Origin of the sequence: Massilia sp. BSC265 (assembly GCF_000740675.1) — a bacterium.
GTDB lineage: Bacteria > Pseudomonadota > Gammaproteobacteria > Burkholderiales > Burkholderiaceae_D > Telluria.
Genome location: NZ_JPXI01000029.1, coordinates 496,647 through 520,750 on the forward strand (window position 1 = coordinate 496,647; position 24,104 = coordinate 520,750).

General features: G+C 65.0%; 21 protein-coding genes and 1 pseudogene. 10 read left to right on the top strand and 12 right to left on the bottom strand.

Annotated elements, in window-relative coordinates; translation table 11 throughout:
* Positions 1-161: 161 nt before the first annotated feature.
* The 4 genes from MA09_RS09340 to MA09_RS09355 all read right to left on the bottom strand — a co-directional run bounded on the left by MA09_RS09340 (position 162) and on the right by MA09_RS09355 (position 4,305).
* Entirely contained in the window at positions 162-965 is an 804-nt protein-coding gene (locus MA09_RS09340; RefSeq protein ID WP_036247139.1) for a TatD family hydrolase, read from the bottom strand.
* 2 nt (positions 966-967) lie between these two features.
* Positions 968-1,675 (bottom strand): lipoprotein-releasing ABC transporter ATP-binding protein LolD, encoded by a 708-nt coding sequence (gene lolD / locus MA09_RS09345; RefSeq protein WP_036247141.1) that lies wholly within the window; start codon positions 1,673-1,675, stop codon positions 968-970.
* Complete coding sequence (locus MA09_RS09350; RefSeq protein WP_036247143.1) at positions 1,668-2,933, bottom strand: lipoprotein-releasing ABC transporter permease subunit; 1,266 nt, start codon at positions 2,931-2,933, stop codon at positions 1,668-1,670. Before MA09_RS09350 ends, lolD begins: the two co-directional genes overlap by 8 nt.
* Positions 2,934-3,015: 82 nt before the next feature.
* A complete protein-coding gene (locus tag MA09_RS09355) occupies positions 3,016-4,305 on the bottom strand; it encodes a lipoprotein-releasing ABC transporter permease subunit (RefSeq protein WP_036247145.1) in 1,290 nt (429 codons plus the stop codon).
* A gap of 165 nt (positions 4,306-4,470) precedes the next feature.
* Here MA09_RS09355 and MA09_RS09360 point away from each other — a divergent pair, with 165 nt between their 5' ends.
* Positions 4,471-5,487 carry a hypothetical protein gene (locus tag MA09_RS09360; RefSeq protein WP_036247147.1) on the top strand — a complete coding sequence of 339 codons (1,017 nt, stop codon included), beginning with the start codon at positions 4,471-4,473 and terminating at the stop codon, positions 5,485-5,487.
* A 61-nt stretch (positions 5,488-5,548) separates the two neighbouring features.
* The gene (recJ, locus tag MA09_RS09365; protein WP_051933344.1) at positions 5,549-7,198 is read left to right on the top strand and encodes a single-stranded-DNA-specific exonuclease RecJ; all 1,650 of its coding nucleotides are present in this window, start codon (positions 5,549-5,551) and stop codon (positions 7,196-7,198) included.
* Between the two features lie 16 nt (positions 7,199-7,214).
* Here recJ and MA09_RS09370 read toward each other — a convergent pair whose 3' ends face one another.
* Positions 7,215-7,751 carry a DUF4440 domain-containing protein gene (locus MA09_RS09370; RefSeq protein WP_229440638.1) on the bottom strand — a complete coding sequence of 179 codons (537 nt, stop codon included), beginning with the start codon at positions 7,749-7,751 and terminating at the stop codon, positions 7,215-7,217.
* A 78-nt stretch (positions 7,752-7,829) separates the two neighbouring features.
* On the opposite strand from MA09_RS09370, the gene MA09_RS09375 reads away from it, so the two are divergent.
* From MA09_RS09375 to MA09_RS09385, 3 genes are read left to right on the top strand one after another with little or no spacing between them, the layout of a single operon-like run.
* Positions 7,830-8,267, top strand: coding sequence for an antitoxin Xre-like helix-turn-helix domain-containing protein (locus MA09_RS09375; RefSeq protein ID WP_036247553.1), 438 nt, complete (start codon positions 7,830-7,832; stop codon positions 8,265-8,267).
* 2 nt (positions 8,268-8,269) lie between these two features.
* The gene (locus MA09_RS09380; RefSeq protein ID WP_373887840.1) at positions 8,270-8,950 is read left to right on the top strand and encodes an RES family NAD+ phosphorylase; all 681 of its coding nucleotides are present in this window, start codon (positions 8,270-8,272) and stop codon (positions 8,948-8,950) included.
* Between the two features lie 13 nt (positions 8,951-8,963).
* Positions 8,964-9,284 carry a DUF2288 domain-containing protein gene (locus tag MA09_RS09385; protein WP_036247151.1) on the top strand — a complete coding sequence of 107 codons (321 nt, stop codon included), beginning with the start codon at positions 8,964-8,966 and terminating at the stop codon, positions 9,282-9,284.
* Between the two features lie 23 nt (positions 9,285-9,307).
* Here the strand turns inward: MA09_RS09385 and MA09_RS09390 are convergent, their stop codons facing one another.
* Complete coding sequence (locus MA09_RS09390) at positions 9,308-9,697, bottom strand: tetratricopeptide repeat protein (RefSeq protein ID WP_081897510.1); 390 nt, start codon at positions 9,695-9,697, stop codon at positions 9,308-9,310.
* Positions 9,694-11,706, bottom strand: a complete 2,013-nt coding sequence (locus MA09_RS09395) for a bifunctional 2',3'-cyclic-nucleotide 2'-phosphodiesterase/3'-nucleotidase (protein ID WP_036247152.1) — start codon at positions 11,704-11,706, stop codon at positions 9,694-9,696. Before MA09_RS09395 ends, MA09_RS09390 begins: the two co-directional genes overlap by 4 nt.
* Positions 11,707-11,850: 144 nt before the next feature.
* Between MA09_RS09395 and prfB the strand changes: the two genes are divergently transcribed.
* The 3 genes from prfB (at position 11,851) to lysS (ending at position 15,198) form a co-directional block, all read left to right on the top strand.
* Positions 11,851-12,955, top strand: a protein-coding gene (gene prfB, locus MA09_RS09400) for a peptide chain release factor 2 (protein ID WP_152594607.1) whose coding sequence is annotated in 2 segments (ribosomal slippage) — positions 11,851-11,931 and positions 11,933-12,955 — 1,104 coding nt in all. Because the reading frame shifts where the segments join, the coding sequence is not laid out codon by codon here.
* Positions 12,956-12,958: 3 nt separating this feature from the next.
* Positions 12,959-13,624, top strand: coding sequence for an HAD family phosphatase (locus MA09_RS09405; RefSeq protein ID WP_036247156.1), 666 nt, complete (start codon positions 12,959-12,961; stop codon positions 13,622-13,624).
* Between the two features lie 38 nt (positions 13,625-13,662).
* A complete protein-coding gene (gene lysS / locus MA09_RS09410) occupies positions 13,663-15,198 on the top strand; it encodes a lysine--tRNA ligase (RefSeq protein WP_036247158.1) in 1,536 nt (511 codons plus the stop codon).
* Positions 15,199-15,303: 105 nt separating this feature from the next.
* Here the strand turns inward: lysS and ppnN are convergent, their stop codons facing one another.
* Entirely contained in the window at positions 15,304-16,674 is a 1,371-nt protein-coding gene (gene ppnN / locus MA09_RS09415) for a nucleotide 5'-monophosphate nucleosidase PpnN (RefSeq protein ID WP_036247160.1), read from the bottom strand.
* Positions 16,675-16,929: 255 nt separating this feature from the next.
* On the opposite strand from ppnN, the gene MA09_RS09420 reads away from it, so the two are divergent.
* A complete protein-coding gene (locus MA09_RS09420; RefSeq protein ID WP_036247162.1) occupies positions 16,930-18,432 on the top strand; it encodes a peptide MFS transporter in 1,503 nt (500 codons plus the stop codon).
* A 73-nt stretch (positions 18,433-18,505) separates the two neighbouring features.
* On the opposite strand, the gene MA09_RS09425 is transcribed toward MA09_RS09420, so the two are convergent.
* Positions 18,506-19,405, bottom strand: coding sequence for a LysR substrate-binding domain-containing protein (locus MA09_RS09425; RefSeq protein ID WP_036247164.1), 900 nt, complete (start codon positions 19,403-19,405; stop codon positions 18,506-18,508).
* Positions 19,406-19,510: 105 nt separating this feature from the next.
* Here MA09_RS09425 and MA09_RS09430 point away from each other — a divergent pair, with 105 nt between their 5' ends.
* Complete coding sequence (locus MA09_RS09430) at positions 19,511-20,443, top strand: NAD-dependent epimerase/dehydratase family protein (protein ID WP_036247166.1); 933 nt, start codon at positions 19,511-19,513, stop codon at positions 20,441-20,443.
* Positions 20,444-20,472: 29 nt separating this feature from the next.
* Here the strand turns inward: MA09_RS09430 and MA09_RS25245 are convergent, their stop codons facing one another.
* From MA09_RS25245 to MA09_RS09440, 3 genes and pseudogenes are all read right to left on the bottom strand, one after another.
* On the bottom strand, positions 20,473-20,730 hold the full coding sequence (locus MA09_RS25245; RefSeq protein ID WP_051933314.1) for a hypothetical protein: 258 nt from the start codon (positions 20,728-20,730) through the stop codon (positions 20,473-20,475).
* A 394-nt stretch (positions 20,731-21,124) separates the two neighbouring features.
* Positions 21,125-21,253, bottom strand: a pseudogene (locus MA09_RS25250) (LysR family transcriptional regulator); the annotation flags it as partial.
* 385 nt (positions 21,254-21,638) lie between these two features.
* Positions 21,639-23,918, bottom strand: a complete 2,280-nt coding sequence (locus MA09_RS09440) for an OPT family oligopeptide transporter (RefSeq protein ID WP_036247168.1) — start codon at positions 23,916-23,918, stop codon at positions 21,639-21,641.
* Positions 23,919-24,104: the final 186 nt, after the last annotated feature.

A 24,104-nucleotide genomic window follows, 5' to 3' on the forward strand; every position in this document is an offset into this window, starting at 1 on the left:
CTAAACTGCAGTCGCAGCGAAGAGTGCATCTTGGCAGAAGGGTTGAATCGCAGCATTGAGTGCGGTCATCATGCTTAGGGTGAACTAAGCAGAATGGCCACGGTCGGCGCTACCGGAAAGCGCGTGGCACGCTACCAGGGAAAATATTTAGTGGTAATTTACTAATTGCGCCCGTAGTCCGCCAGGCGCGGGATGGCCGCCAGCGTGTTCCGGTGGACGGCGTCCCTTACCTCATCCACGCCGGTCCCGCGCAGTTCGGCCAGCGCGGCGCCGATGCCGGGGAGCTGGTCCGGCGTATTGCACCCCGGGTGGATCCACGACGGAGCGATGTCCGGCGAGTCGGTCTCGAGCACGATGGACGCGAGGGGCAGCTCGGCCGCGAGCCGCCGGATCTGCAGCGCCCTGGTAAACGTCATCGCCCCGCCGAAGCCGAGGTGGAAGCCGAGGTCGATGAAGTTCTGCGCCTGCTGGAAGCTGCCGTTGAAGGCGTGCGCGATGCCGGCCGGGGGACGGATCTGGCGCAGGTGTTTCAATACCTGGTCCTGCGAGCGCCGCACGTGCATCATCACCGGCAGCCCGAAGTCGCGCGCGATGCGCAGCTGCTCGCGCAGGAAGCGCTCCTGCTTCTCGCGCATGGCCGGCTCGCACAGCATCGGGATGAAGAAGTCGAGGCCGATCTCGCCGACACCGACGAAGTTCGGGTCGTCCATTGCCGCTTCCACCGCGCTACGCAGGACCAGCAGGTCATCGTCGCTCGCCTGCGGCACGTAGATCGGGTGGATGCCTAGCGCATAGGTGACGTTCGGCGCCCGCGCGGCCAGCCTGGCCACGGCGTCGAAGTTGCCGCGCTCGATCGCCATTGCGACGATCATCGACACGCCCGCCTGCCCCGCCTGCGTGGCCACGTCCAGCGATCCCTGGCCGAACTCATGCGCGTCGAGGTGGCAGTGGGTGTCGATCCACATCGCTAACTTTCCACCGGCTGCAGCCCGTGCTCGGTCAGGCGGAACACGCGGTCGCAGCGGCGCGCCAGTTCCATGTCGTGGGTGACGATGACGAAGGCCGTGCCGAGGGTGCGCGACAGTTCCAGCATCAGGTCGAAGATCGACTGGGCGGTGCTGTGGTCGAGGTTGCCGGTCGGTTCGTCCGCCAGCACGCAGGCCGGCTCGGTCACCAGCGCGCGCGCCAGGGCCACGCGCTGGCGCTCGCCGCCCGACAGTTCGCCAGGGCGGTGCACCACGCGCTTGCCCAGGCCCACGCGGCCGAGGATCGCCTCCGCCTTCTTCAGGGCCGGCTCGCGCGCCTCGCGCCGAATCATCAGGGGCATCATGACGTTGTCGAGCGCCGAGAATTCGGGCAGCAGGTGGTGGAACTGGTAGACGAAGCCGAGCGAGGAGTTGCGCAGCTCGCCCCGGCGGGTCTCGGACAGGGTCGCGAAGTCCTCGCCCAGCAGCGTGACCGAACCGGTCGACGGGGTGTCGAGGCCGCCCAGCAGGTGCAGCAGCGTCGACTTGCCGGAGCCGGAAGCGCCGACGATCGCGACGCGCTCGCCGCGACCGATGGCGAAGTCGATGCCCTCCAGGACCTTCACTAGGTAGTCGCCCTGCTTGAAGGTCTTGCCGAGGCCGCGGCAGGACAGGACGGGGGTGGACGGATTGTTCGATCGATCATTCATAACGCAGCGCCTCCGCAGGTTTTACGCGCGACGCCGACCAGCTCGGGTACAGGGTCGCAGCAAACGCCAGCAGCACGGATACGCCGCCGATCCTGAAAACGTCCGGCCAGCGCAGGTCGGACGGCACCGCGCTGATCAGGTAGATATCTTTCGACAAGAACTGCACTCCCAACAAACCTTCGATAAACGGGACGATGACGTCGATGTTCAGGGCCACCAGCACGCCCCCGCCAACACCCAGCACGGTGCCGATGATGCCGACCAGCGCGCCCTGCACCATGAAGATCTTCATGATCGAGCGCGGCGAGGCGCCCAGGGTGCGCAGGATCGCGATGTCGGCCTGCTTGTCGGTCACCGTCATCACCAGGGTGGACACCAGGTTGAAGGCGGCCACCGCAATGATCAGGGTGAGAATGATGAACATCATCTTCTTTTCCGTCTGTACGGCGCCGAACCAGGTCGCGTTGAGCTTCGACCAGTCGCGCATTTCCAGGTCGCCGGACATCGATTTCTCGAGCTCGCCGGCCACGATCGGCGCCTGGCGCATGTCGGCGATGCGCAGGCGCAGGCCCATCGGGGCGCTCAAGCGCTCCATGCGCTGCGCGTCCTCGACGTGGATGAAGGACAGCGCCGCGTCGAAGTCCATGTGGCCGGCCTCGAAGATGCCGGAGACGGTGAAGCTGCGGCTGCGCGGCAGCAGGCCGGCCGGGGTGATCTGGCCCTGCGCCAGCAACATCGTCACCTTGTCGCCGATGCCGACGCCCAGCGAGCGCGCCAACGCATAGCCCAGCACGATGTTGAACGAACCCGGCCTGAGCGAATCGAGGCTGCCCTGGGTGACCTGCCTGGCGACGTCGGAGACCTTGGGTTCTTCCGACGGCAGCACCCCGCGAATCACCGACGGGCGCATCGCGCCCTGGCCTTCGAGCAGGCCCTGGGTCTCGACGAAAGGCGCGACGCCGCGCACCGCCGGGTGCTTCAGCGCCTCCTGCCCGGCCGCGCGCCAGTCGGGCATGCTGCCGCTTTGATCGAACACCTCGATATGGGCCAGCACCGACAACATGCGGTCGGTGACTTCCTTCTGGAAGCCGTTCATCACCGACAGGACGATGATCAGGGCGGCCACCCCCAGCGCGATGCCGGCGACCGAGATCAGGGAGATGAAGGAAATGAAGCTGTTACGCCCGCCGCGCTTGCCGGCGCGCGTGTAGCGCAGGCCGACCAGCCATTCGTACGGCAAATTCTCGGTGAGTCTCATGGTCTCCGTCGTTGTTGCGAGGCCGCAGTGTGCCATACGGGGCACGGCCGTGGCCAGATTGTCATCATCGATTGCGTCACCCTCATTCGTAGCGCAATGCCTCGGCCGGCTTCACGCGCGCGGCCGACCAGCTTGGGTACAGCGTCGCGACAAAAGCCAGCAGCACGGCCACGCCGCCGATCCAGCCCACGTCGCCCCAGCGCAGCTGTGACGGCATCTCGCTGATCAGGTAGACCTCCTGCGACAGGAACTGCACCTTGAAGACGCGCTCGATGAAGGGCACGATGACGTCGATGTTCAGGGCCACCACCACGCCCAGGGTGACGCCCAGCGCGGCGCCGAGCACGCCGACCAGGGTGCCCTGCACCATGAAGATGCTCATGATCGAGCGCGGCGAGGCGCCCAGGGTGCGCAGGATCGCGATGTCGGCCTGCTTGTCGCGCACCGTCATCACCAGCGTGGATACCAGGTTGAAGGCCGCCACCGCCACGATCATGGTCAGGATGATGAACATCATGCGCTTCTGCGACTCCACGGCGGCGTACCAGATCGCGTTCACCTTCGACCAATCGCGGATGAACAGCTCGCCCGACATGCTGCCATGCAGCTCGCTTGCCACACGCGGCGCCTGGTGCATGTCGGCCAGGCGCAGCCGGATGCCTGCCGGCGCGGACACGCCCGCCAGGCCCTGGGCGTCCTCGATATTGGCAAAGGCAAGCGTGGAATCGAATTCGAAATGCCCGGCCTCGAAGATGCCGGCCACGGTCAGGGGCCGGGTGCGCGGCAGCGTTCCAGCCTGAGCGCCCTGCGCCGCCCCCTGGGCCTGCTCCGGCGTGGATGCCATCAGGAGCGTCACCCGGTCGCCCACGCCCACGTCGAGCGATTTCGCCAGCGCCCGGCCGATGATCACGTTGAACGAGCCCGGCTGCAAGCTGTCGAAGCCTCCTGCGCGCATGTGCTGCGCCACGCTGGATACCTTGGCCTCCTGCGCCGGGTCGATCCCGCGCAGCAGCACCGGCTTCATGACGCCGTCGCTCAGCAGCATCGCCTGGGTTTCGGCAAAGGGCGCGGCGGCGCGCACTTCCGGGTTGCGCAAGGCTTCCTGGACGGCGCTGCGCCAGTCCGGCATCTCCCCGCGCCCGTCGAACACCTCCACATGGGCCAGCACCGACAGCATGCGCGCAGTCACCTCCTTCTGGAAGCCGTTCATTACCGACAGCACGACGATCAGGGCCGCCACGCCCAGCGCGATGCCGGTCACCGAGGCCATCGAGATGAAGGAAATGAAGCTGTTGCGCCCGCTGCGCTTGCCGGCGCGGGTGTAGCGCATTCCGACCTGCCATTCATAGGGCAGCTTGTGGGTGATGCTCATGTCTCAGTCAGTGCGTCAGTAAATCGACATTATTGGTTTGCCAACCCGACAGTTTGCCAGACATCGGACTTTTGTGGCGCAAAAGAAAGCGCTGCGCATGAGACAGGGTGCGGCTGAGAGCTGCACGACCGTTCGCCGGAGGCGTATTTGCCCTAGAATAGCGGTATGTCGCACATTACCCTCGTCCTGCCCCACCTGCTGCCGCTTCCCGAATTCGCGCCCGACCTGGCCCGTGCCCTGCAGACCCCGGCCCTGGCCGCCCTGCTCAGCCGTACCAGCGCCTACGAACGCAGCAAGGTCGCGGACATCGCGCACGCCTTGCCGCACGAGCAGTGGCTGGCTCGCACGCTCGGCTTGTCGCAGGATGGCCAGCCTGCCTTTGCCACGGCCGCCATGCGCGGCTTCGGCCTCGACCCGGCGACCGGCACCTGGTTCATCGTCAATCCGGCCCATATCCAGATTGCGCGCAGCCACTCGATGATGGCGGATTTGCGCCACCTGGGCTTAAGCGAGGATGAAAGCCGGGCGCTCTACGACGCTGCCCGCCCCTTGTGCGAAGAAATCGGCCATCCGCTGCTGTACGGCGATGCCCAGACATGGTTCCTGCGCGCCGACGACTGGGCCGGCATCGACGCGGCCACCCCGGACACCGTGGTCGGCATGGACCTGACCGACTTCGTCCCGCGCGGAAAGCAGGCCCTGCCCCTGCGCCGGCTGCAGAACGAAGTGCAGATGCTGTGGCACACCCACCCGGTGAACGCCGCGCGCGAAACGCGCCGTCTCCCTGGCGTAAATTCCTTCTGGCTGTGGGGCGCCTCCAGCAACACGTCCCGGCCCGCCGGACGCATGAGCAGCATCGGCGTGCCTGGATGGATCCGCGGGCTGTCCAGCGAGTCGCTGGCATCGCTCGACGGCCTGGACGGCGCCCTGGCGCAGGACGGCCTGCTCGTGGTCGGCATTCTTTCCGACGCGGCCATCGCCGCCGACTGGGGCACCTGGGTGCAGCAGGTCCAGCACCTGGAAGACAAACTGTTTAGCCCGCTGCATGCGGCGCTGGTGCGGGGCCGCATCAAAGAGCTCAAGCTTGTCCTGAGCAGCCGCGAAGCCCTTGCCGAAATCACCACGACCGCCATGGCCCAGCGTAAATTCTGGCGGCGGCCGACACTGGAACGACTGAGTTGAGCATACTTTGAGTATCACGACCCGCATCACCACCCGCCCCTGCCCCTTCCGCACGTCCGAGATGCTGCGCCAGGGCGGGGTCCACCCGGTCCTGGCGCGCATCTATGCCGCGCGCGGGCTGCTCGACGTGCGCGAGCTCTCCAGCGAGCTGGCCGCCCTGGTGCCGCCGGGCGCCTTGCGCCAGATCGACGCGGCCGCCGTTTTCCTGGCCGACGCCATCGCCGCGAACAAGCGCATGACCATCGTCGCCGACTACGACTGCGACGGCGCCACCGCCTGCGCGGTCGCCCTGCGCGGCCTGCGCATGATGGGCGGCCAGGTCGACTACATCGTCCCGAACCGCTTCGAGTACGGCTATGGCCTCACGCCCGAGATCGTCGAACTGACTGCGCGCGAGAAGTCGCCGGACATCATCATCACCGTCGACAACGGCATCGCCAGCATCGAGGGTGTGCTCGAGGCGAACCGGCGCGGCATCGACGTCGTGGTCACCGACCACCACCTGCCGGGCGACGCGCTGCCGCCGGCGCGTGTGATCGTCAACCCGAACCAGCCCGAGTGCGGTTTCCCGAGCAAGCACCTGGCCGGCGTCGGCGTGGTGTTCTACGTGCTGCTGGCGCTGCGCGCCGAACTGCGCCGCCGCGGGGTGTTCGATGCCCAGAGCCAGCCCAAGCTCGACAGCCTGCTCGACCTGGTGGCGCTGGGCACCGTGGCCGACGTGGTCAAGCTGGACGCCAACAACCGCATCCTGGTTGCGCAAGGCATCAAGCGCATGCGCGCCGGACGCATGCACGCCGGCGTGGCCGCCCTGTTCCGCGTGGCGGGCCGCGAAGCGCGCTGCGCCTCGCCCTTCGACCTCGGGTTCGCGCTCGGTCCGCGCCTGAACGCCGCCGGCCGGCTGGAAGACATGTCGCTGGGAATCGAGTGCCTGGTGACCGACGACGTCGGCCGCGCCTGGGCGATCGCCCAGCAGCTCAACGAGATCAACCTGAAGCGGCGCGAGATCGAGGCCGAGATGCAGGACACCGCCCTGCTCCACCTGGACAGCTTCGAGCCTTCCGGTTCGAGCACGATCAGCGTGTTCGACGAAGGCTGGCACCAGGGCGTGATCGGGATCGTCGCCTCGCGCCTGAAAGAAAAGTTCTACCGGCCGACGATCACCTTCGCCCCGTCCAACGACGGCTGGATCAAGGGCTCCGGCCGCTCGATCCCGGGCTTCCACCTGCGCGACGCCCTCGACCTGGTGTCCAAGCGCGTGCCCGGGCTGATCGACAAGTTCGGCGGCCACGCGATGGCGGCTGGCCTGACCATCCGCGGCGAGCACTTCGACAGCTTCCAGCAGGCTTTCGAGGCGGTGGGGCGCGCCTGGCTGACCGAGGCCCAACTGGAGCGGATCATCGAAACCGACGGGCCGCTCGAGGACGAGTTCTACTGCACCCGATTCATCGAGGAGATGGACGGCCAGGTCTGGGGCCAGGGCTTTGCGCCGCCGGTATTCTGCGACGAGTTCCGGGTGGTGAGCCAGCGCATCCTGAAGGAGCGCCACCTCAAGCTGCTGCTGGAGAAGAATGGCCGGCGCTACGACGCGATCTGGTTCGGGCATACCGACAGCCTGCCGGAACGGGCGCGGGTGGCGTTCCGGCTGGATGCGAACGAGTACAACGGCGTCACCAAGGTGCAGCTGCTGGTCGAGCACGCCGAACCTGCGTGAGCGTCGCTGCCGCCTCCTACTTTTTCGGAGGCGGCGGCCCGAAATCCGACCCGCGGTCAAACACCACCTCCCATTGTCCCGGCGCCTTCAGGCGCCAGATCGAATTGAAGCGCCCAATGCGCTGTCCCGCCGCGTTATAGATCGGCCCACCGCTATAGGCCAGCGTCCCCGATTCCACGACCTCCACCTCTTCCGGCTCCCAGGAGAACGGCGCCTGCGGCTTGTCGTAATACTGGCGCCAGCCCCTGGCGATGGCCTGCTTTCCCCGCAAGGGCCCCTCGGCGCCGAAAAAGATCGCCTCGTCCGCGATAAAGCGCTTGAATGCTTCGAAATCACGCGCCCTCATGGTGGCGGCGAATCCGCGCTCGGCTTCGATGACCTGTCGTTTGAGGTCGTTATTGGAATCACGCGCATTGCCGGCCGCAGCGGCCAGCATCAGGCATGCGCTAAGCAAGGAAAGCGAACGCAAGCGCATCGGTAAAGTCTCCTCATCTGTTGCAAAAGCTTTTCTATTGAGCTTTTTTCTATATAGCAAGATCAGGAATTCTGTCATGGGCACGCATTCCTTACAACCGATCGTTGCAATCGGTCCGAAATCGGAGTATAACGAATCCAACTACGGAGAAATACGATGAGCCTAGCCTACTCCTATCCAAAAAGCCGCTTCGAGCCGGCGGTCCTGGTCGACCTGAATTCACGGTCCGAACGCGAGCGCCTGTCACGTTCGGCCCTGCTGGGTTTCTTCAAGCTGGCAGCAGCCTGGGGGGTGCGCGACGACGATGCACGCGAGCTGCTCGGCGGCCTGTCCTCGTCCACCTATTACGACTGGAAGAAGAACCCGGACCGGGTGCTGGAAGTCGACCGCATCACGCGCATCTCCTATCTGCTCGGCATCTACAAGGCCCTGCACATCCTGTACGGCGACAAGCTGGCCGATGAATGGGTCCACCTGCCCAATACCAACCCGGTGTTCGCCGGCCGCACCCCGCTGGCCTACATGCTGGCAGGCGGCCTGATCGCCATGCAGACGGTACGCAAGCTGCTGGACGCACGCCGCGGAGGCCTCTGACCTTGCCGCTGCACAAAATCACCGAGCTGCGCCAGTACGACACCTGCCGCCTGATTCCTTCCCGCTTCGCCGATGTCGAGGATTCGGTGCTGGCGCCGCTGGCCGAGAACAACGATGTCCTGCGCGACCTGTTCGAGCTCGACAACGCCACCAACGAGCGGCTGCGCGGCGAGTCCGGCCTGCTGCCGGGCATCGGGATGGACGAACTGGTGTTCGGCGTGCCGAATTTCCGCATCATCAATGCCGCCTTTACCTATGCGCGTCCGGAAGGCAGCCGCTTCAACGACGGCGAGCGCGGCGCCTGGTACTGCGCCTTCGCCGCCGAGACCGCCCTGGCCGAAGTCATCTTCCACAAGACGGTCGAGTATTCCGAGATCAAGCGCTTCGACGATAGCGTCAGCTACCAGATGCTGCTGGCCGACTTCAGCGCCGGCTTCCATGACCTGCGGGGCGTCGATGCCTACAAGAGCTGCCTGGATCCGGACAGCTACATCGCCTCGCAGGCGCTGGCGGCCGAGCTGATGGAACAGGATTCGATGGGCATCATCTACCCGAGCGTGCGCCACCCGGGCGGCACCAACCTCGCCTGCTTCCGCCCCGCACTGGTGGGCAATGTGCGCAAGGCGCAGACCTATCGGTTAACATGGGCGGGCTCGCCGCAACCGGCGGTCGAGATCACTTAGTTATGACATGCGTATGAAGACCAATCCCGAAAAAGACCTAGAGCTGCACGACAAGATCAACCGCGAAACCGGCCGCATCAAATGGAGCGAGCTGGCCCGCCATTTCGCCAGCGGCTCGGTGATCTACGTGAGCGAGGAACTGGACCTGATCGACGTGGCCCTGCGCATCGCGCACGACGACAAGGCGAGCGTGGGCAAGTGGATGGCGGCGGGGACGGTGGCCAAGGTCAGCGACGTGCAAGCGCAGACCTGGACTGCGGCAGATGCGACGCTGTGGGCGTCGGTGGTGAGTCCGTTCGTGCTGGTGCAGCCGGAGAAAAAGCAGCTGCATTAATCAACAGCTGTCATAGTCGGCAGTTAGCGTTTCCCCTCGGCCCGGTGCGTCAGCGCATGGGCCGCGCGGCGCATGTACTGCGCCGCCCTCTCCGGATCCTTCTCCATCATCCCCAGCTGCTGCCACGCCTCCGGATAATCCAGCTGCGTGGCCTGCTCCAGCCAGCGCCGCGCGGCCGCCTCGTCCTTGGGCACGCCATCGCCTTCGAGCAGCATGTTTGCCAGCAAGAACATCGCCTCCCGCATCCCGCGCGAGGCTGCGACGGCAAGCCAGTGCGCCGCCAGCGCCGCATCGCCGGCGTCGCGGTGCATCATCCCGCGCCGCAGGGCAATGTCGGCCTCGTCCCCGTGCTGGGCCATGGCCGGCTGGACCATCAGGAAGGCGGCCAGCACCGCCGCGATCACACGCTTCATTGCGACAGGTCGATCGCGTACAGCGCCGTGCCCTTGCCGCGGCCGTCGTCTGCCGCCACCTGGGTGACGTTGTGCAGCCCCGCCTCATGGGCCAGTTCGACCATGCCGGGCGCCGACGAGAACACCACGCTGCCCGCCGTCTTGACCGGCGTGAAGCGCCAGCTGCGGTGCGAGGAATGCGCCGCGCGCGTCAGCTTTTTCGCGTCTCGCACGTAGGCGATCATGACATCGCGGTTGTTATCGGGAGAGGCGATCACGGTCCTGCTGCCGTCCAGGCCGGGGAAGTGGCCCCCACCGCTGGCACGGTAGTTGTTGGTCGCCACCAGGAATTCCTGCTCCGTCACGACCGGCTTGCCGCGCCAGGTGAGGTTGCGGATCCGCTCGCCCGGCGCGCGCGTCACGTCGATCTCGTACGACACCTCCGGCGAGGTCACGGTATCGAAGTTGTAGCTCGGCACGGCCAGGTTGACCAGCGCCTGCGGCTCGGGTTTCGCCGGGTCGATGGTATGGAAGCGCTGCGCCGCCTTCTCCAGCCAGGCCTTGAGCCCAGCTCCGTTCACCTTCACCGCGTACAGGGAGTTCGGATACAGGTAGAGGTCGGCCGCATTGTTCAGCGCCAGGTCGCCCGCCTTCACGTCGGTGTAGTCGGCCGGGCCGGCCACGCCGCTCTTGAAGGGCGCCGTCACCGACAGCACCGGCAGGTCCTTGTACTGCGGCAGGTTGGCGGCCACGTAGTTCACCACATAGTCGGTCTGCGCCTGGTTGATCACCTGCAGGGCCGAGATGTCGCCGACATCGGCGAAATAGCTCGACATGCGGAAGTCGGTACTGCCGACCGGCGTCTTCACATAGCGGATCGTCGCCTCGTGCTCGTCCTTCACCAGTGCCATCACGGTCGGATCGGCCTCGACATAGGTCTTGGCACCCAGCTGGGCAGCGCGCGTCTCGACGCGGGTCTTGTCCTTCTCGACCGCCCAGCGCTTGCCGTCGTGCTTCAAGTGCAGCTGGACGACGCCAAGGTGCTTGCCCCACAGGCTGGCCATCACGGTGGGCACGCCATGCACCATACCCCTGGCCTTGTCCACGCCCGGCAGGTCGAACTGCGGCGCGGTGCTGTCCGCGTTCGGGAACAGCTGGTGCGAGTGGCCCAGCAGCATGGCGTCGACCCCTTCCACCTTTGCCAGGTACCAGTTGGCATTTTCCATGGTCGGCGTGTACGGGGCGGCATCCAGGCCGCCGTGCGAGATCGCGATCACCAGGTCGGCGCCCTTCCTGCGCATCTCCGGCACATACTTCTGTGCGGCCTCGAGCACGCCGGTGGTGTAGACGCGGCCCTCGAGCCAGCGCTTGTCCCATTCCATGATGGTCGGCGGGGCGAAGCCGATGATGCCCACGCGCACGGTCGCCTTGACCGGCCTGCCCTTGACGTCCAGCGCGCTGACCTGCTTGTCGACGATGGCATAGGGGCTGAACAGCGGCTTCTTCGTCCTGGCGCTGTAGACGTTCGCCAGCACCATCGGGAAGGCAGGGCCGGCGCAGCGCTTGGGCTGGTCGACGCTGGCCACCTGGAAACGGTTGCCCGTCACCTGGCTCAGGAATCCGAGGCCGTAGTTGAATTCGTGGTTGCCGACACCCGCACCGTCATACTTCAGCGCATTCATGATCTTGTAGATGCCCAGGGTTTCGTCGCAGCGCAGCGGCTTGACTTGTGCCTGGTAGTCGGCCAGCGCCGTGCCCTGGATGGTGTCGCCATTGTCGAGCAGGAAAGTGTTCGGGAACTCCTTGCGCGCCTGGTGGATCAGGGTGGCGGTGCGGTCGAGGCCATGCGAGGGCTCGGGCGCCAGTTTGTAGTAGTCGTAGCCGACCAGGTTCGAATGCAGGTCGGTCGTTTCCAGCACGGCGAGCGTCGCGGTCGTGCCGGCCCTGGGTGGTTTGGCGGCGACGACGGGAAGGCTGACGAGCGCCGGGACCAGCGCGATGCAGAGTTTGCGGGAAAAGCGAATGAGCATGACGAATCCGGAGTACGAAACCGGACGATGATAAGGCAGCAAGAAGGGAGGAGGCAAGCAAAGGGGCGCTGCCAGCCGATTCCTAACGCGCCTTGGGGTATAATCTAGGGTTCGATTCAACCAATTCACGAGACTGCCAAGACCATGGAAGCTGAACGCATCAATGCCATTTCCGCCCTGCTGAACGACCTGACCAGCCGTGAAGCCGAACTTCGGAGGTATCTTTGACTTCGATCGCAAGTCAGAGAAACTAGAACAGGTCAACCAGGAACTCGAAGACCCGACCGTCTGGAACGACCAGAAACGGGCCCAGGACCTCGGCAAGGAAAAGAAGGCGCTCGAAGCCGTCGTGCTGACGCTCGAGAAAGCCCGGGCCGACCTGGCCGACGCAAGCGACCTGTTCGAGATGGCAAAGGAAGAAGGCGACCACGATACCCTGGAATCGATCGGCGGTGACGCCGAAGCCATCCAGAAGATCATCGAGGCGATGGAATTCCGCCGCATGTTCAGCAACCCGATGGACCACGCCAACTGCTTCATCGACATCCAGGCCGGCGCCGGCGGTACCGAAGCCCAGGACTGGGCCTCGATGCTGCTGCGCCAGTACCTGCGCTATTGCGAACGCAAGGGCTTCAAGGCCGAGATCCTGGAACAGTCCGAGGGCGAGGTCGCGGGCATCAAGACCGCCACCATCAAGGTCGACGGCGAGTACGCCTACGGCCACCTGCGCACCGAGACCGGCGTGCACCGCCTGGTGCGCAAGTCGCCGTTCGACTCGGCCAACGGCCGCCACACCTCGTTCACCTCGCTGTTCGTGTACCCGGAAGTCGACGACTCGATCGAGATCGAAATCAATCCGGCCGACGTGCGCATCGACACCTACCGCGCATCCGGCGCGGGCGGCCAGCACATCAACAAGACCGACTCCGCGGTGCGCCTGACGCACGGCCCGTCGGGCATCGTGGTGCAGTGCCAGAACGACCGCTCGCAGCACCGCAACAAGGCCGAGGCATGGGACATGCTGCGCGCCAAGCTGTACGAACTCGAGCTGCGTAACCGCATGAGCGAGCAGCAGAAGCTGGAAGACTCCAAGACCGACGTCGGCTGGGGCCACCAGATCCGCTCCTACGTGCTGGACCAGTCCCGCATCAAGGACCTGCGTACCGGCTTCGAGACCGGCAACACCAAGAACGTGCTGGACGGCGACCTGGACGACTTCATCTCGGCCTCGCTCAAGCAAGGCGTGTAAGCGATGACGACGACCCCGCAACGTGCCTTCCTGTTCGACATGGACGGCACCATCGTCGACAACATGGCCTTCCATACCAGCTCGTGGGTCACTTTCTTCGAGCGTCGCGGCCAAGCGATCGACGCGGACGAATTCTTCCGCGCGACGGCAGGCCGCCAGGGCGGCGAGATCATCCGCACCTACCTGGGCGAAGGTCTCGGCGACGAGGAAGTCGCGGCGCTGAACCACGAAAAGGAATCGGTCTACCGCGAGCTGTACGCGCCGCACCTCAAGGCGGTCGACGGCTTCGACAAGCTGATCCAGCAGGCAAAAGCGAACGGCGTGAAGCTCGCCGTCGGCACGGCCGCGCCGCCGGCCAATGTCGCTTTCACCCTCGACGGCCTGGGCTTGCGCGCGCATTTCGATGCGATCGTCGGCGCCGCCGATGTCGCACGCGGCAAGCCGCATCCGGACGTGTTCCTGAAGGCGGCCGAGCTGTGCGGCGTGGCGCCGGAGCATTGCATCGTGTTCGAGGACGCCCCGCTGGGCGTGGAAGCGGCGCGCCGCGCGGGCATGCGCTGCATCGTGCTGACGACCACCCTGCCCGCCGCCAGCTTCGCCGGATTCGACAACGTCATCGCGATCGTGCGCGACTTTTCCGAACTGAAGGCGGAACCCCTGTTCGCCTGAGTTCATCCAAATAAGCCAATAAGAAACACCATCCAATCATGACTACGGAAAACCAAGACCAGTCGCCCGTCGTGGCGCATGACGAGAACAAGATCATGGCCGAGCGCCGCGCCAAGCTGGCCGCGCTGCGCCAGCAGGGCAACCCGTTCCCGAACGACTTCGTTCCGCAGGACAAGGCCGCCGACCTGGTCGAGACCTACTCCGGCAAGACCCGCGAAGAGCTGGAAGCCGAACCGGTGAACGTGGTGCTGGCCGGCCGCATGATGCTGCGCCGCGAAGCCGGCAAGAAGGCCGCCTTCGCCACGCTGCAGGACAGTTCGGGCCCGATGGCCAGCGGCCGCATCCAGATCTACATCACCGTCGACAGCGCCGGCGAGGAAGCGATGGACGCGCTGCGCAGCTATGACCTGGGCGACATCCTGGGCGTGGAAGGCACGCTCTTCAAGACCAAGGTCGACGAGCTGACCATCAAGGTGACGAAGCTGCGCCTGATCGCCAAGGCCCTGCGTCCGCTGCCGGACAAGTTCCACGGCCTGGCCGACCAGGAGACCAAGTACCGCCAGCGCTACGTCGACCTGATCATGAACGAAGAGACGCGCCGCACCTTCAAGGCGCGTACCGCAGCGATGTCCTCGATGCGCCGCTTCATGGAAAAGCACGGCTTCATGGAAGTCGAGACCCCGATGCTGCACCCGATCCCGGGCGGCGCCGCGGCCAAGCCTTTCATCACCCACCACAACGCGCTCGACATGGAAATGTACCTGCGCATCGCGCCCGAGCTCTACCTGAAGCGCCTGGTGGTGGGCGGCTTCGACCGCGTGTTCGAGATCAACCGCAACTTCCGCAATGAGGGCGTGTCGGTCCGCCACAACCCGGAATTCACGATGATGGAATTCTATGCGGCCTACACCGACTACAAGTGGATCATGGACTTCACCGAGCAGGTGATCCGCCAGGCCGCCGTCGACGCCCACGGCAGCGCCGTGCTCACCTACGGCGGCCGCGAGCTGGACCTGTCCAAGCCCTTCCAGCGCCTGACCATCGTCGAGGCGATCGACAAGTACGCGCCGGGCTACACCCCGGAGCAGCTGAACTCGATGGACTTCCTGAAGCAGGAACTGCTCAAGTTCGGCGTCAAGCCCTTCGCCACCGCCGGCCTGGGCGCGCTGCAGCTGGCCCTGTTCGAAGAAACCGCCGAAGCCCTGCTGTGGGAGCCGACCTTCATCATCGACTATCCGGTCGAAGTGTCGCCGCTGGCGCGCGCCTCGGACACCCGTGAAGGCATCACCGAGCGCTTCGAGCTGTTCATGGTCGGCCGCGAGATCGCCAACGGCTTCTCGGAGCTGAACGATCCGGAAGACCAGGCCGCGCGCTTCCTGTCGCAGGTGGCCGCCAAGGAAGCAGGCGACGACGAAGCGATGTACTTCGACGCCGACTACATCCGCGCGCTGGAATACGGCATGCCGCCGGCCGGCGGCTGCGGCATCGGCATCGACCGCCTGATGATGCTGATCACCGACTCGCCGAACATCCGCGACGTGCTGCTGTTCCCGCACCTGCGCAAGGAAGACTGAGCGTCATTGCTCGAATAGAAAAGGCGGCCCGCGCAAGCGAAGCCGCCTTTTCTGTTTTCCGCAGGGTGGGCGGCTGCGCCGCCCACCCTGCGGGAACACCTGCGTTTATTGGACGATCGTGTAGCAAGGGGTGTAGGCCTTGCCCGGCAGCTTCATCCGGCTATGCTCCACGAACGAGGCCAGCAGCGCATCCATCGGTTCCATGATCGCGCTTTCGCCCTGGATCTCGTACTTGCCGTACTGTTCGATCGCACTGATCCCCTCTTCCTTCACGTTACCCGCAACGATGCCCGAGAAGGCGCGGCGCAGGTTCGCCGCCAGCATGTGGGATTCCTGGTTGCGGTGCAGCTTCAGGTTGCGCATGTTCTCGTGGGTCGGGCGGAACGGCTTCTGGAACTCCGGATCGATCTTGAGGCGCCAGTTGAAGTAATACGCGTCGCTGTGCGCCTTGCGGAATTCGCGCACCGCCTTGATGCCGGCGTACATTTCCTTGGCCACCGCTTCCGGATCGTCGATGATGATCTTGTAGCGCTTCCGGGCAGCCTCGCCCAGGGTCAGGCCGATGAACTGGTCGATCTGGTCGAAATACGCGCGCGCCGTCGCCGGGCCGGTAAAGATCAGCGGGAAAGGCATTTCGGCGTTTTCCGGATGCAGCAGGATACCGAGGATATACAGGATTTCCTCGGCCGTACCGGCGCCGCCCGGGAACACGATGATGCCGTGGCCGGTGCGCACGAAGGCTTCCAGGCGCTTCTCGATATCCGGCATGATCACCAGGTCGCTGACGATCGGATTCGGCGATTCGGCCGCGATGATGCCCGGCTCGGAAATGCCGAGATAACGCCCGCCATGGATGCGCTGCTTCGAGTGGCCGATGGCGGCGCCTTTCATCGGACCTTTCATGGCACCCGGACCGCAGCCGGTGCAGATATCCAGCTCGCGCAAGCCGAGCGCGTAGCCGACTTCCTTCGTGTAGTTGTATTCGACGCGGTTGATCGAATGGCCACCCCAGCACACCACCATGTTCGGATTGCGTTGCGGCTGCAGAACGTTGGCATTGCGCAGGATATGGAATACCGCGTCGGTAATGCCCTCGGGGCGGTTCAGGTCGAACTTGGGGTTATCGGTGACTTCGAAATGGACATAGACGATATCGCGCAGCACCGAGAAAAGGTGCTCATGGATACCGCGGATCATCTTGCCGTCCACGAAGGCGTGGGCAGGTGCGCCGCGGATATCGAGCTTGATGCCGCGCTCGCGCTGCAGGATGCTGATTTCGAAATTGCGGTAGCGCTCCAGCAATTCCTTGCCATCGTCGATCGAGCTGCCGGTGTTGATCACGGCCAGCGCGCACTTGCGGAACACGTCGTAAAGGCCGCTCTTGCTGGTGTCGAGCAGTTTCGCGACCTCTGCTTTCGACAGGACTTCGAGGCGGCCTTCCGGAGAGATGAGGACATCGACAACTTCATGGGTCATGGTTTTATTTTCCCTTTCAATCGGTGATACGGATTGGCCTGTCGCCAATATACGCCAAAGTGCAACATTTTGCGCCCCGATTGAGGGCATCCCCTAAGGTGCCGCGCGTCACGGGCGAAGGTCATTACCACAAGCCGAAAAAGTTCGCTGGCGATGAGGGATTTACACTAAAATGCGTGCCTGCTGGAATTTCAGGCATACAGATATTCCGCTAAAAAAATCGTCGTTACATATAACTATTTCGGGAGGAACCGCATGAGCGGTGCAGCTACTTCAGCCAAGGGACCGATCCCAGAATTCAAGCAGATCATGGGCCATCCAGCTCCGTTGTGGATGCTCTTCATGACCGAATTCTGGGAACGCTTCGCGTTCTACGGCATTCGTTGGGCCCTGGTGCTCTACATCGTCGCCCAGTTCTACGATGGCAACGCCGTCGGCCAGGCCGACGCCAACCTGACCTACGGTTCCTACCTTGCCCTGGTGTACGCCGGCGCCGTGTTCGGCGGCTACATCGCCGACCGCGTCATCGGCTACCAGCGTTCGATCCTCGTCGGTGCGATCTTCATGGCGGCCGGCCTGTTCATGATCGCCTTGCCGAACCAGGACATCTTCAAGCTGGGCCTGGCGACCATCATCGTGGGCAACGGCATGTTCAAGCCGAACATCTCGGCCATGGTCGGCCAGCTGTACGCACTGAACGACACCCGCCGCGATTCGGGCTTTACCATCTTCTACATGGGCATCAACGCCGGCGCCTTCCTCTCGCCGATCCTGACCCAGCAACTGGCACAGAACGTGTTCAACACCGGCGACACCCCGGCCTACAAGATCGTGTTCTTCGCATCCGGCATCGGCATGCTGATCTCGCTGGTCTGGTTCTACATCGGCCGCAAGCAGCTCAAGGGCATCGGCGCGCCGGTCGGCGACCTGGCCAGCCCGAAGCGCCTGATCGGCGTCGTGGTCGGCTCGCTGGTGGTGATCCCGGGCATCTACCTGCTGCTGCAGGCCGGGGCGGAGAACCTGCAGATCGTGCTGAGCGTCCTGTTCATCATCCTGGCGCTGATGCTGATCGTGGAAGGTGTCCGCGAAGGCAAGGTGTCGCGCGACAAGACCATCGCCATGATGATCATCTTCTTCTTTAACATCCTGTTCTGGTGCTTCTTCGAGCAGGCCGGCAGTTCGTTCACCTTCCTGGCCGACCAGATCGTGAACCGCAACTTCGGCGAGTGGGTCTTCCCGGTGGCGTGGTTCCAGTCCGTGAACTCGGTCGCGATCATCGTGTTCGCACCGATCATCGCCGCGATCTGGGTCGCCATGGGCCATCGCAACGTGAATCCGTCGATCCCGCGCAAGTTCGGCCTCGGCATCATCTTCAACGGCCTGGCCTTCGGCCTGCTGATGTACGCGCTGACCCAGCTGATCGACGACCAGGGCAAGATCCCGTTCTGGACCCTGTTCATGGTGTACACCATCCAGTCGATCGGTGAGCTGTGCCTGTCGCCGATCGGCCTGTCGATGGTCACCAAGCTGGCCCCGACCCGCCTGGTCGGCCTGGGCATGGGCGGCTGGTTCCTGTCGACCGGCATCGGCAACAACCTGTCGGGCATCTTCGCCTCGCACGTGTCGGGCGAGACCGGCATGTCGGTGGCCTCCGCACTGGACGGCTACACCTTCGGCTTCTGGATCCTGCTGGGCGGCGGCGTGCTGCTGTTCCTGCTGGCCCCGCTCATCCAGAAACTGATGCACGGCGTGAAGTAAGCGTCGAACGCTTCATGTGACAACGGCGGCCTGCGGGCCGCCGTTGTCGTTGAGACGCACCAAGCCAAGCCGCTCAGCGCCGGTCCAGCGTTGCTTCCATCTCGCGCATCTCCGCCACCATCCATTCCCTGAAGCGCTGCACCTTGAGCATGTGCTCCTTGTGCGGATTGACCAGGAAGCGGTAGCCGCTCTTGAAGCGCGCGCTCTTGCAGGGGATCTGGCGCAGCGCGCCCGACTTGATGTCCTCGTAGGCGATCCCGTAGGGCACCAGCGCCACGCCCTGCCCCGCCACGGCCGCCTGCACCAGCACGCCCCAGTGCGTGTACACCCGCGAGAAATCGTACTTGCCCTTGAGCGCCCGGTTCTCGTTCAACAACTGCAGCCAGGCCTCGGGCGACTGCACCACCAGCAGGTTGTGCTGCGGCAGGTCGGCCAGGCTCAAGGCGTCCTGCCCCGGCGCCAGGAGCTCGGGGCTGTAGACAGGCACCAGGCGCTCGCGGAACAACACCGTCGGGTCGGCGTCAAGCACCTGCCCATAGCGGATCGCGACGTCGGTGCTGTCGGCATGCAAGTCCACTGGCGCGTCGTTGGAATCGATGCGGATGTCGAGCTCGGGGTACAGCTTGGTGAAGCGGTGCATGCGCGGCACCAGCCACTTGATGGCGAACGAGTGCGTCGTCGAGATCCGCAGCACTGCCTCCTCGTCGCCGCGCTGCAAGGCCGCCACCTTGGCGCGCAGGTCGGCCAGCATGCGGCTCGTGGCAATGGCCAGCTCCTGGCCTTTCTCGGTCAGCGAGATGTGCCGCGGGTGCCGCACGAACAGGGGGAATCCAATGTTTTCCTCGAGCTGCTTGACCTGCAAACTGACCGCCGCCGGCGTCTTGTGGAGCTCGCGCGCGGCCAGCTTGAAACTGCCCCAGCGCGCGGCGCAGTCGAAGTCGATCAGGCCCGAAAGGCTGCGCAAGGGCTTCATGCTGCCTCCATGCATAAGTTTATCTTATTCAACGTCCGTACTTTTTCTCGTTTGATGGTTTTTGCTGCTTTGCAGAAAATATACGCGATCCTACAAGGAAAAGTCATGCCAAAGAATATATTGGTGATCGGCGGGACCCGTTATTTCGGCAAACTCCTCGTCCAGCGCCTGCTGCGCGCAGGCCACCGCGTGACCATTGCCACCCGCGGCTACGCGCCCGACCCCTTCAGCGCGCGCTTCCGCGACCAGTTTTCCCGCATCCGCGTCGACCGTCGAAGCGAAGCCGCGATGCGCAACGCCTTCCGCGACACCCGCTTCGATGTCGTGTTCGACCAGATGTGCTACTCGCCGCTGGACGCCGCCATCTCTACCCGCGTGTTTGGCGGCAAGGTGGGCCGCTACGTCATGACCTCGACCATCGACGCCTACCGCGCGCTGCCGCCGCGCGAGGCGGCCTTCAGGGAAAGCGACCTGCCGGTGCTGGCGCAGCGGATCGACACCGTCTACCCCTGGCACGACCCGGCGCGCGCCATCGAGTGCTACGTGTCGGGCAAGGTCCAGGCCGAGGCCTACCTGGAACGCGACGGCAGCCTGCCGCTGGCTACCGTGCGCCTGGCCCACGTGCTGGGCGGCCCCGAGGACTTCACCGGCCGGCTGGCCCATTACGTCGACCTGGTGCGGATGCGGGCCACCCTGCGCTATGCCAACGCGGCGGCCAAGGTCTCGTTCATGGAAGCCCAGGAAGCAGCCGATTTCCTGATGTGGGCGGGCATGCAGGATTTCCGCGGCCCGGTGAACGGGGCCGCCGACGGCGCGCTCTCGGCCTTCGAGCTGCATGCGCAGGTGGCCGCCGTGCTCGACGAAACGCCGCGCACCCTCAAGGTGGCGCCGGCGGCCCCTGGCCTGCTCTCGCCATTCGACTTCGCCACCCCCCTGGCGCTCGACACCTCGCGCGCTCGGGCGCTCGGCTACCGGTTCGGCCATACCGACGAGTGGCTGGACGATGCGATCCGGCACCACGACCTGGCCTACGTCTGAATGCATCCGCTGCTTGCGCAGGCCAGGCCTCATCGTTTCGAGAGGGCCAGGGGCACGCCGTTAAGCCCGGGTGTTTCGGCAAAGACGCCGCTGACGAATTCGATGAACGCGGATGCGCGTCGCGGCAACAGCCGCTCGGTCCCATACAGCGCGTTCAACGGCGTGGCTGCCGCGGTGTAATCGGTCAGCAGTGCACTGACCTCGCCGCGCGCGAGTTCGCCTGCGAGCATCCATGACGGAAGATAGCCGCTGCCCAGCAAGGTGTAGACGATGCATTGGTGCCGCATCAGGTCCGCCGGTCCAGCCGGCGCGCCATGCCGTTCGAGATAGGTGGTGCTGGCAACGCAGATGCGCTCGGAGGTGCCGATACGCCGCGCGAGCCCCGGATCGCGACGTCGACGCCATCCGCCACCAGGTCGACATAGCCATCGCCGAGCTTGAACTCGACCTCACATCGGGATAGCGGGACAGGAACTGCGGCATGGCCGCCATCAGCACCTCGCCGCCCAGGCTTTCCGCACATGCCACGCGCAGCAAGCCATGCGGTTTTTCCTCGCCGCGCGCATCGGATTCGGCTTGTGCGATGACATCGAGCGCATGCCGGGCCTGCGCATAGTACTTCTGCCCTTCCGGCGTGCTTGCCAGGTGGCGTGTCGAGCGATGCAGCAGCAGGGTATCCAGCAATTTTTCGAGCGACGCGATATGCCTGCTGACATTCGGCTGGCCAATCCGCAGCTCTCTTGCCACGGCGGAGAAGCTGCCCGTTTCGACCGCCCGTACGAAGCAATGCATCCACAGTAATTTATTCATTCTGGCGCTTCGATTTTCGATTTATGTCGACACGGGTTCCGATGGAACCCGAAAGGCGGCGCCATCCTGAGCACGGACCAGGCTTCAATAACCTGTCAAAGTTCAATGTTCCACATGCCTGACCCTGGGCGCTGACGCGCCGCTGCGGCACGTGCGGGCGCATCGCGCCTGCATCGGCGTGCTGCACCGGCGCGGGAAGCCGGCCCGGCCGCGGCGTCCCCAGCCGATGACGAGCGGATGCGCGATGCTGTAGCGCGGGGCGCCCCGCTGCGCAGCCGAACAGAGGCATTCCGAAAGCCTGATTTCACGGCGCCGTTCGCGTCGAGCGAACGTTCTGCCATGCGGCCCCCCAAAAAAATGGCCCGAAACATCCGGGCCATTCGCCTTACTTCTTCACGTTCTCTCGCGCCACCCAGTAGAGCAACGCGATGATCAGGCCGTACGGGATCAGGGTCAGCAGGTTCGCGTTCGGTCCCGCGAAGAAGGGATTCGACGCTTCCGCCCACTTGGCCATGGTGCTGTCGAAGTCGGTCAGCACGCCGGCGGTGATGGCGATGACGATGCCGGCCAGCGCGCCGCCTGCGATATAGCCCGAGGCCAGCAGCGTGCCGGAGCTGCGGTCGCCGGCAGCCTGGCGCTCTTCCGCGTTCAGCTTCTCGTACTGCGGCAGCCTGTTGTTGCGGCGGTCGGCCAGCCAGCGCACCGAGCCGCCCACCGCGATCGGCAGCGTTGCCAGCAGGGGCAGGTACACGCCCACCGAGAAGGCAAGCGCATGCACGCCCGTCATCTCGAGCACCACCGCGATCATCACGCCGAACAGCACCAGGGTCCACGGCAGTTCCTGGTCGAGGATGCCCTTGATGATGTAGGACATCAGGACCGCCTTCGGCGCATCGTACTTCTTCACCTCGGTGCCGTCCGGACGGACATGGTGGGTGCCGTTGATGCCCGGGTCGACCAGGTAGGCCAGCTTGCCGTCCTCCGCCACCAGGTATTTGCCGGCCGGTCCGCCCTCGACGCCCGTTTTGCGCCAGACCTTGTAGGTGTTGCCGTCGCTCGCCGCCTGCGGCCCCACCAGGCGCGCGGTCTCGGTCAGCTTCGACGCGTCGACCGTCAGGCCCGGCGCCACCTGGCTTGCGGGGACGTACACGGTCCCCGCTTCGTTCAGCTTGAGCAGGATCGGCCCCAGGATCAGCGCCGAGGCGAACGCGCCGCACAGGATCGCGTACTGCTGCATGCGTGGCGTCGAGCCGACCAGGAAGCCGGTCTTCAGGTCCTGCGAGGTGGTGCCGGCATTGCTGGCCGCGATGCAGACGATGGCGCCGACCGACAGCGCCGTCACGTAGTATTGCCCGCCGGCCCAGCCCATGAGCAGGAAGATCAGGCAGGTGAACAGCAGGGTCGCCACGGCCATGCCCGAGATCGGGTTCGAGGACGAGCCGATTTCGCCGGTCAGGCGCGAGGACACGGTGGCGAACAGGAAGCCGAACACGAGGATCAGGAGCGCGCCCAGCAGGTTCATGTGCAACGGGGTCGCCACCGTGATGATGGCGATGATGGCCAGGCAGCCGATCAGGACCCACTTGAGCGGGATGTCGCGGTCGGTGCGCGGAACCTCGGCGCGCGCCGCGCCGGCGCCCTTGCCCTTGCCGAAGCCGGCCAGGCCGCCGCTCAGGCCCTTCCAGATCGCGGGCATCGACCGCGCCAGCGAAATCAGGCCGCCGGCGGCAACCGCGCCGGCGCCGATGTACAGCACGTAGGCGTCGCGGATGTCATCCGGCCCCATGTCGCGGATCAAGGTGGTCGCCGGCGCCAACGGAACGGTGAGCAAATCGCCGAAAAACTTGATCATCGGGATCAGGAGCAGATAGGACAGCACCCCGCCCGCCGCCATCGTGAAGGCGATGCGCGGGCCGATGATATAGCCCACGCCGAGCAGTTCCGGGGACACCTCTGCGCCGGCCGAGCCCCCTTTGAGCGGATTGCCGAACTCGAAGTTGACGTAGTCGCGCCAGCCCTTGAAGGACACGCTCAGGGTCTTGTACAGCAGGCCGATGCCGAAGCCGCCGAAGATCAGCATGGCGCGGCGTCGGGCGTCCCTGGCTGCATCCGAACCTTCTTCTCGGATCTCGCCGGCTGCCGCGCGCGAGGTCTCGGTGGCGGCGGCCTTGAGCACCTCGGCGCAGGCCGTGCCTTCCGGGTACTTCAGTTCGCGGTGTGCATCGACGATCATGGTACGGCGCATCGGGATCATCATCAGGATGCCGAGCAGGCCACCGAGCACGCCCACCAGCATCACGCGCGCGATGTCGAGGTCGAAACCGAGGATCAGGATGGCCGGCATGGTCGCGCCGAGCCCGAAGGCGAGCGATTCCCCGGCCGAACCCGCGGTCTGCGCAATGCTGTTCTCGAGAATGGTCGACTCGCGCGCGCCGAACTGCTTCGCCGTGTGGAACAGGGTGATGGCGATGACCGCCACCGGGATCGAGGCGCTGACGGTGAGGCCGACCTTCAGTACCAGGTAGAGCGAGGAGGCACCGAACACCATGCCCAGCACCGTGCCCATGACGAGGGCGCGCAGCGTGAATTCGGGCAGATTCGCGCCCGCCGGAATATAGGGCTTGAAGCCGGCCGCACTCGTTTTGGAAGGTGAATCGTCGGGCATGGATGGTCCTCGCGGTTGCAATGCTTAGGTAGAGCTGAAGGCGAGACTATGGCATATGCCGAAATGGAATGAAAGCGGTTTGGAGGTTTACAATGCGACAGATACAATGCGCCGTGACCTTCTGTAGTGACGGCCATCCTTTACGGCCATCTTCGAGAGTTCGTAGTGACCCAGCCTTCCCAGCCG

What these genes read in the sequence shown, in the direction of transcription:
- MA09_RS09340 (WP_036247139.1), bottom strand. Translation starts at nt 965, where the DNA reads ATGTGGATCGACACCCACTGCCACCTCGACGCGCATGAGTTCGGCCAG.
- lolD (WP_036247141.1), bottom strand. Translation starts at nt 1,675, where the DNA reads ATGAATGATCGATCGAACAATCCGTCCACCCCCGTCCTGTCCTGCCGC.
- MA09_RS09350 (WP_036247143.1), bottom strand. Translation starts at nt 2,933, where the DNA reads ATGAGACTCACCGAGAATTTGCCGTACGAATGGCTGGTCGGCCTGCGC.
- MA09_RS09355 (WP_036247145.1), bottom strand. Translation starts at nt 4,305, where the DNA reads ATGAGCATCACCCACAAGCTGCCCTATGAATGGCAGGTCGGAATGCGC.
- MA09_RS09360 (WP_036247147.1), top strand. Translation starts at nt 4,471, where the DNA reads ATGTCGCACATTACCCTCGTCCTGCCCCACCTGCTGCCGCTTCCCGAA.
- recJ (WP_051933344.1), top strand. Translation starts at nt 5,549, where the DNA reads ATGCTGCGCCAGGGCGGGGTCCACCCGGTCCTGGCGCGCATCTATGCC.
- MA09_RS09370 (WP_229440638.1), bottom strand. Translation starts at nt 7,751, where the DNA reads ATGACAGAATTCCTGATCTTGCTATATAGAAAAAAGCTCAATAGAAAA.
- MA09_RS09375 (WP_036247553.1), top strand. Translation starts at nt 7,830, where the DNA reads ATGAGCCTAGCCTACTCCTATCCAAAAAGCCGCTTCGAGCCGGCGGTC.
- MA09_RS09385 (WP_036247151.1), top strand. Translation starts at nt 8,964, where the DNA reads ATGAAGACCAATCCCGAAAAAGACCTAGAGCTGCACGACAAGATCAAC.
- MA09_RS09390 (WP_081897510.1), bottom strand. Translation starts at nt 9,697, where the DNA reads ATGAAGCGTGTGATCGCGGCGGTGCTGGCCGCCTTCCTGATGGTCCAG.
- MA09_RS09395 (WP_036247152.1), bottom strand. Translation starts at nt 11,706, where the DNA reads ATGCTCATTCGCTTTTCCCGCAAACTCTGCATCGCGCTGGTCCCGGCG.
- MA09_RS09405 (WP_036247156.1), top strand. Translation starts at nt 12,959, where the DNA reads ATGACGACGACCCCGCAACGTGCCTTCCTGTTCGACATGGACGGCACC.
- lysS (WP_036247158.1), top strand. Translation starts at nt 13,663, where the DNA reads ATGACTACGGAAAACCAAGACCAGTCGCCCGTCGTGGCGCATGACGAG.
- ppnN (WP_036247160.1), bottom strand. Translation starts at nt 16,674, where the DNA reads ATGACCCATGAAGTTGTCGATGTCCTCATCTCTCCGGAAGGCCGCCTC.
- MA09_RS09420 (WP_036247162.1), top strand. Translation starts at nt 16,930, where the DNA reads ATGAGCGGTGCAGCTACTTCAGCCAAGGGACCGATCCCAGAATTCAAG.
- MA09_RS09425 (WP_036247164.1), bottom strand. Translation starts at nt 19,405, where the DNA reads ATGAAGCCCTTGCGCAGCCTTTCGGGCCTGATCGACTTCGACTGCGCC.
- MA09_RS09430 (WP_036247166.1), top strand. Translation starts at nt 19,511, where the DNA reads ATGCCAAAGAATATATTGGTGATCGGCGGGACCCGTTATTTCGGCAAA.
- MA09_RS25245 (WP_051933314.1), bottom strand. Translation starts at nt 20,730, where the DNA reads ATGCGGCACCAATGCATCGTCTACACCTTGCTGGGCAGCGGCTATCTT.
- MA09_RS09440 (WP_036247168.1), bottom strand. Translation starts at nt 23,918, where the DNA reads ATGCCCGACGATTCACCTTCCAAAACGAGTGCGGCCGGCTTCAAGCCC.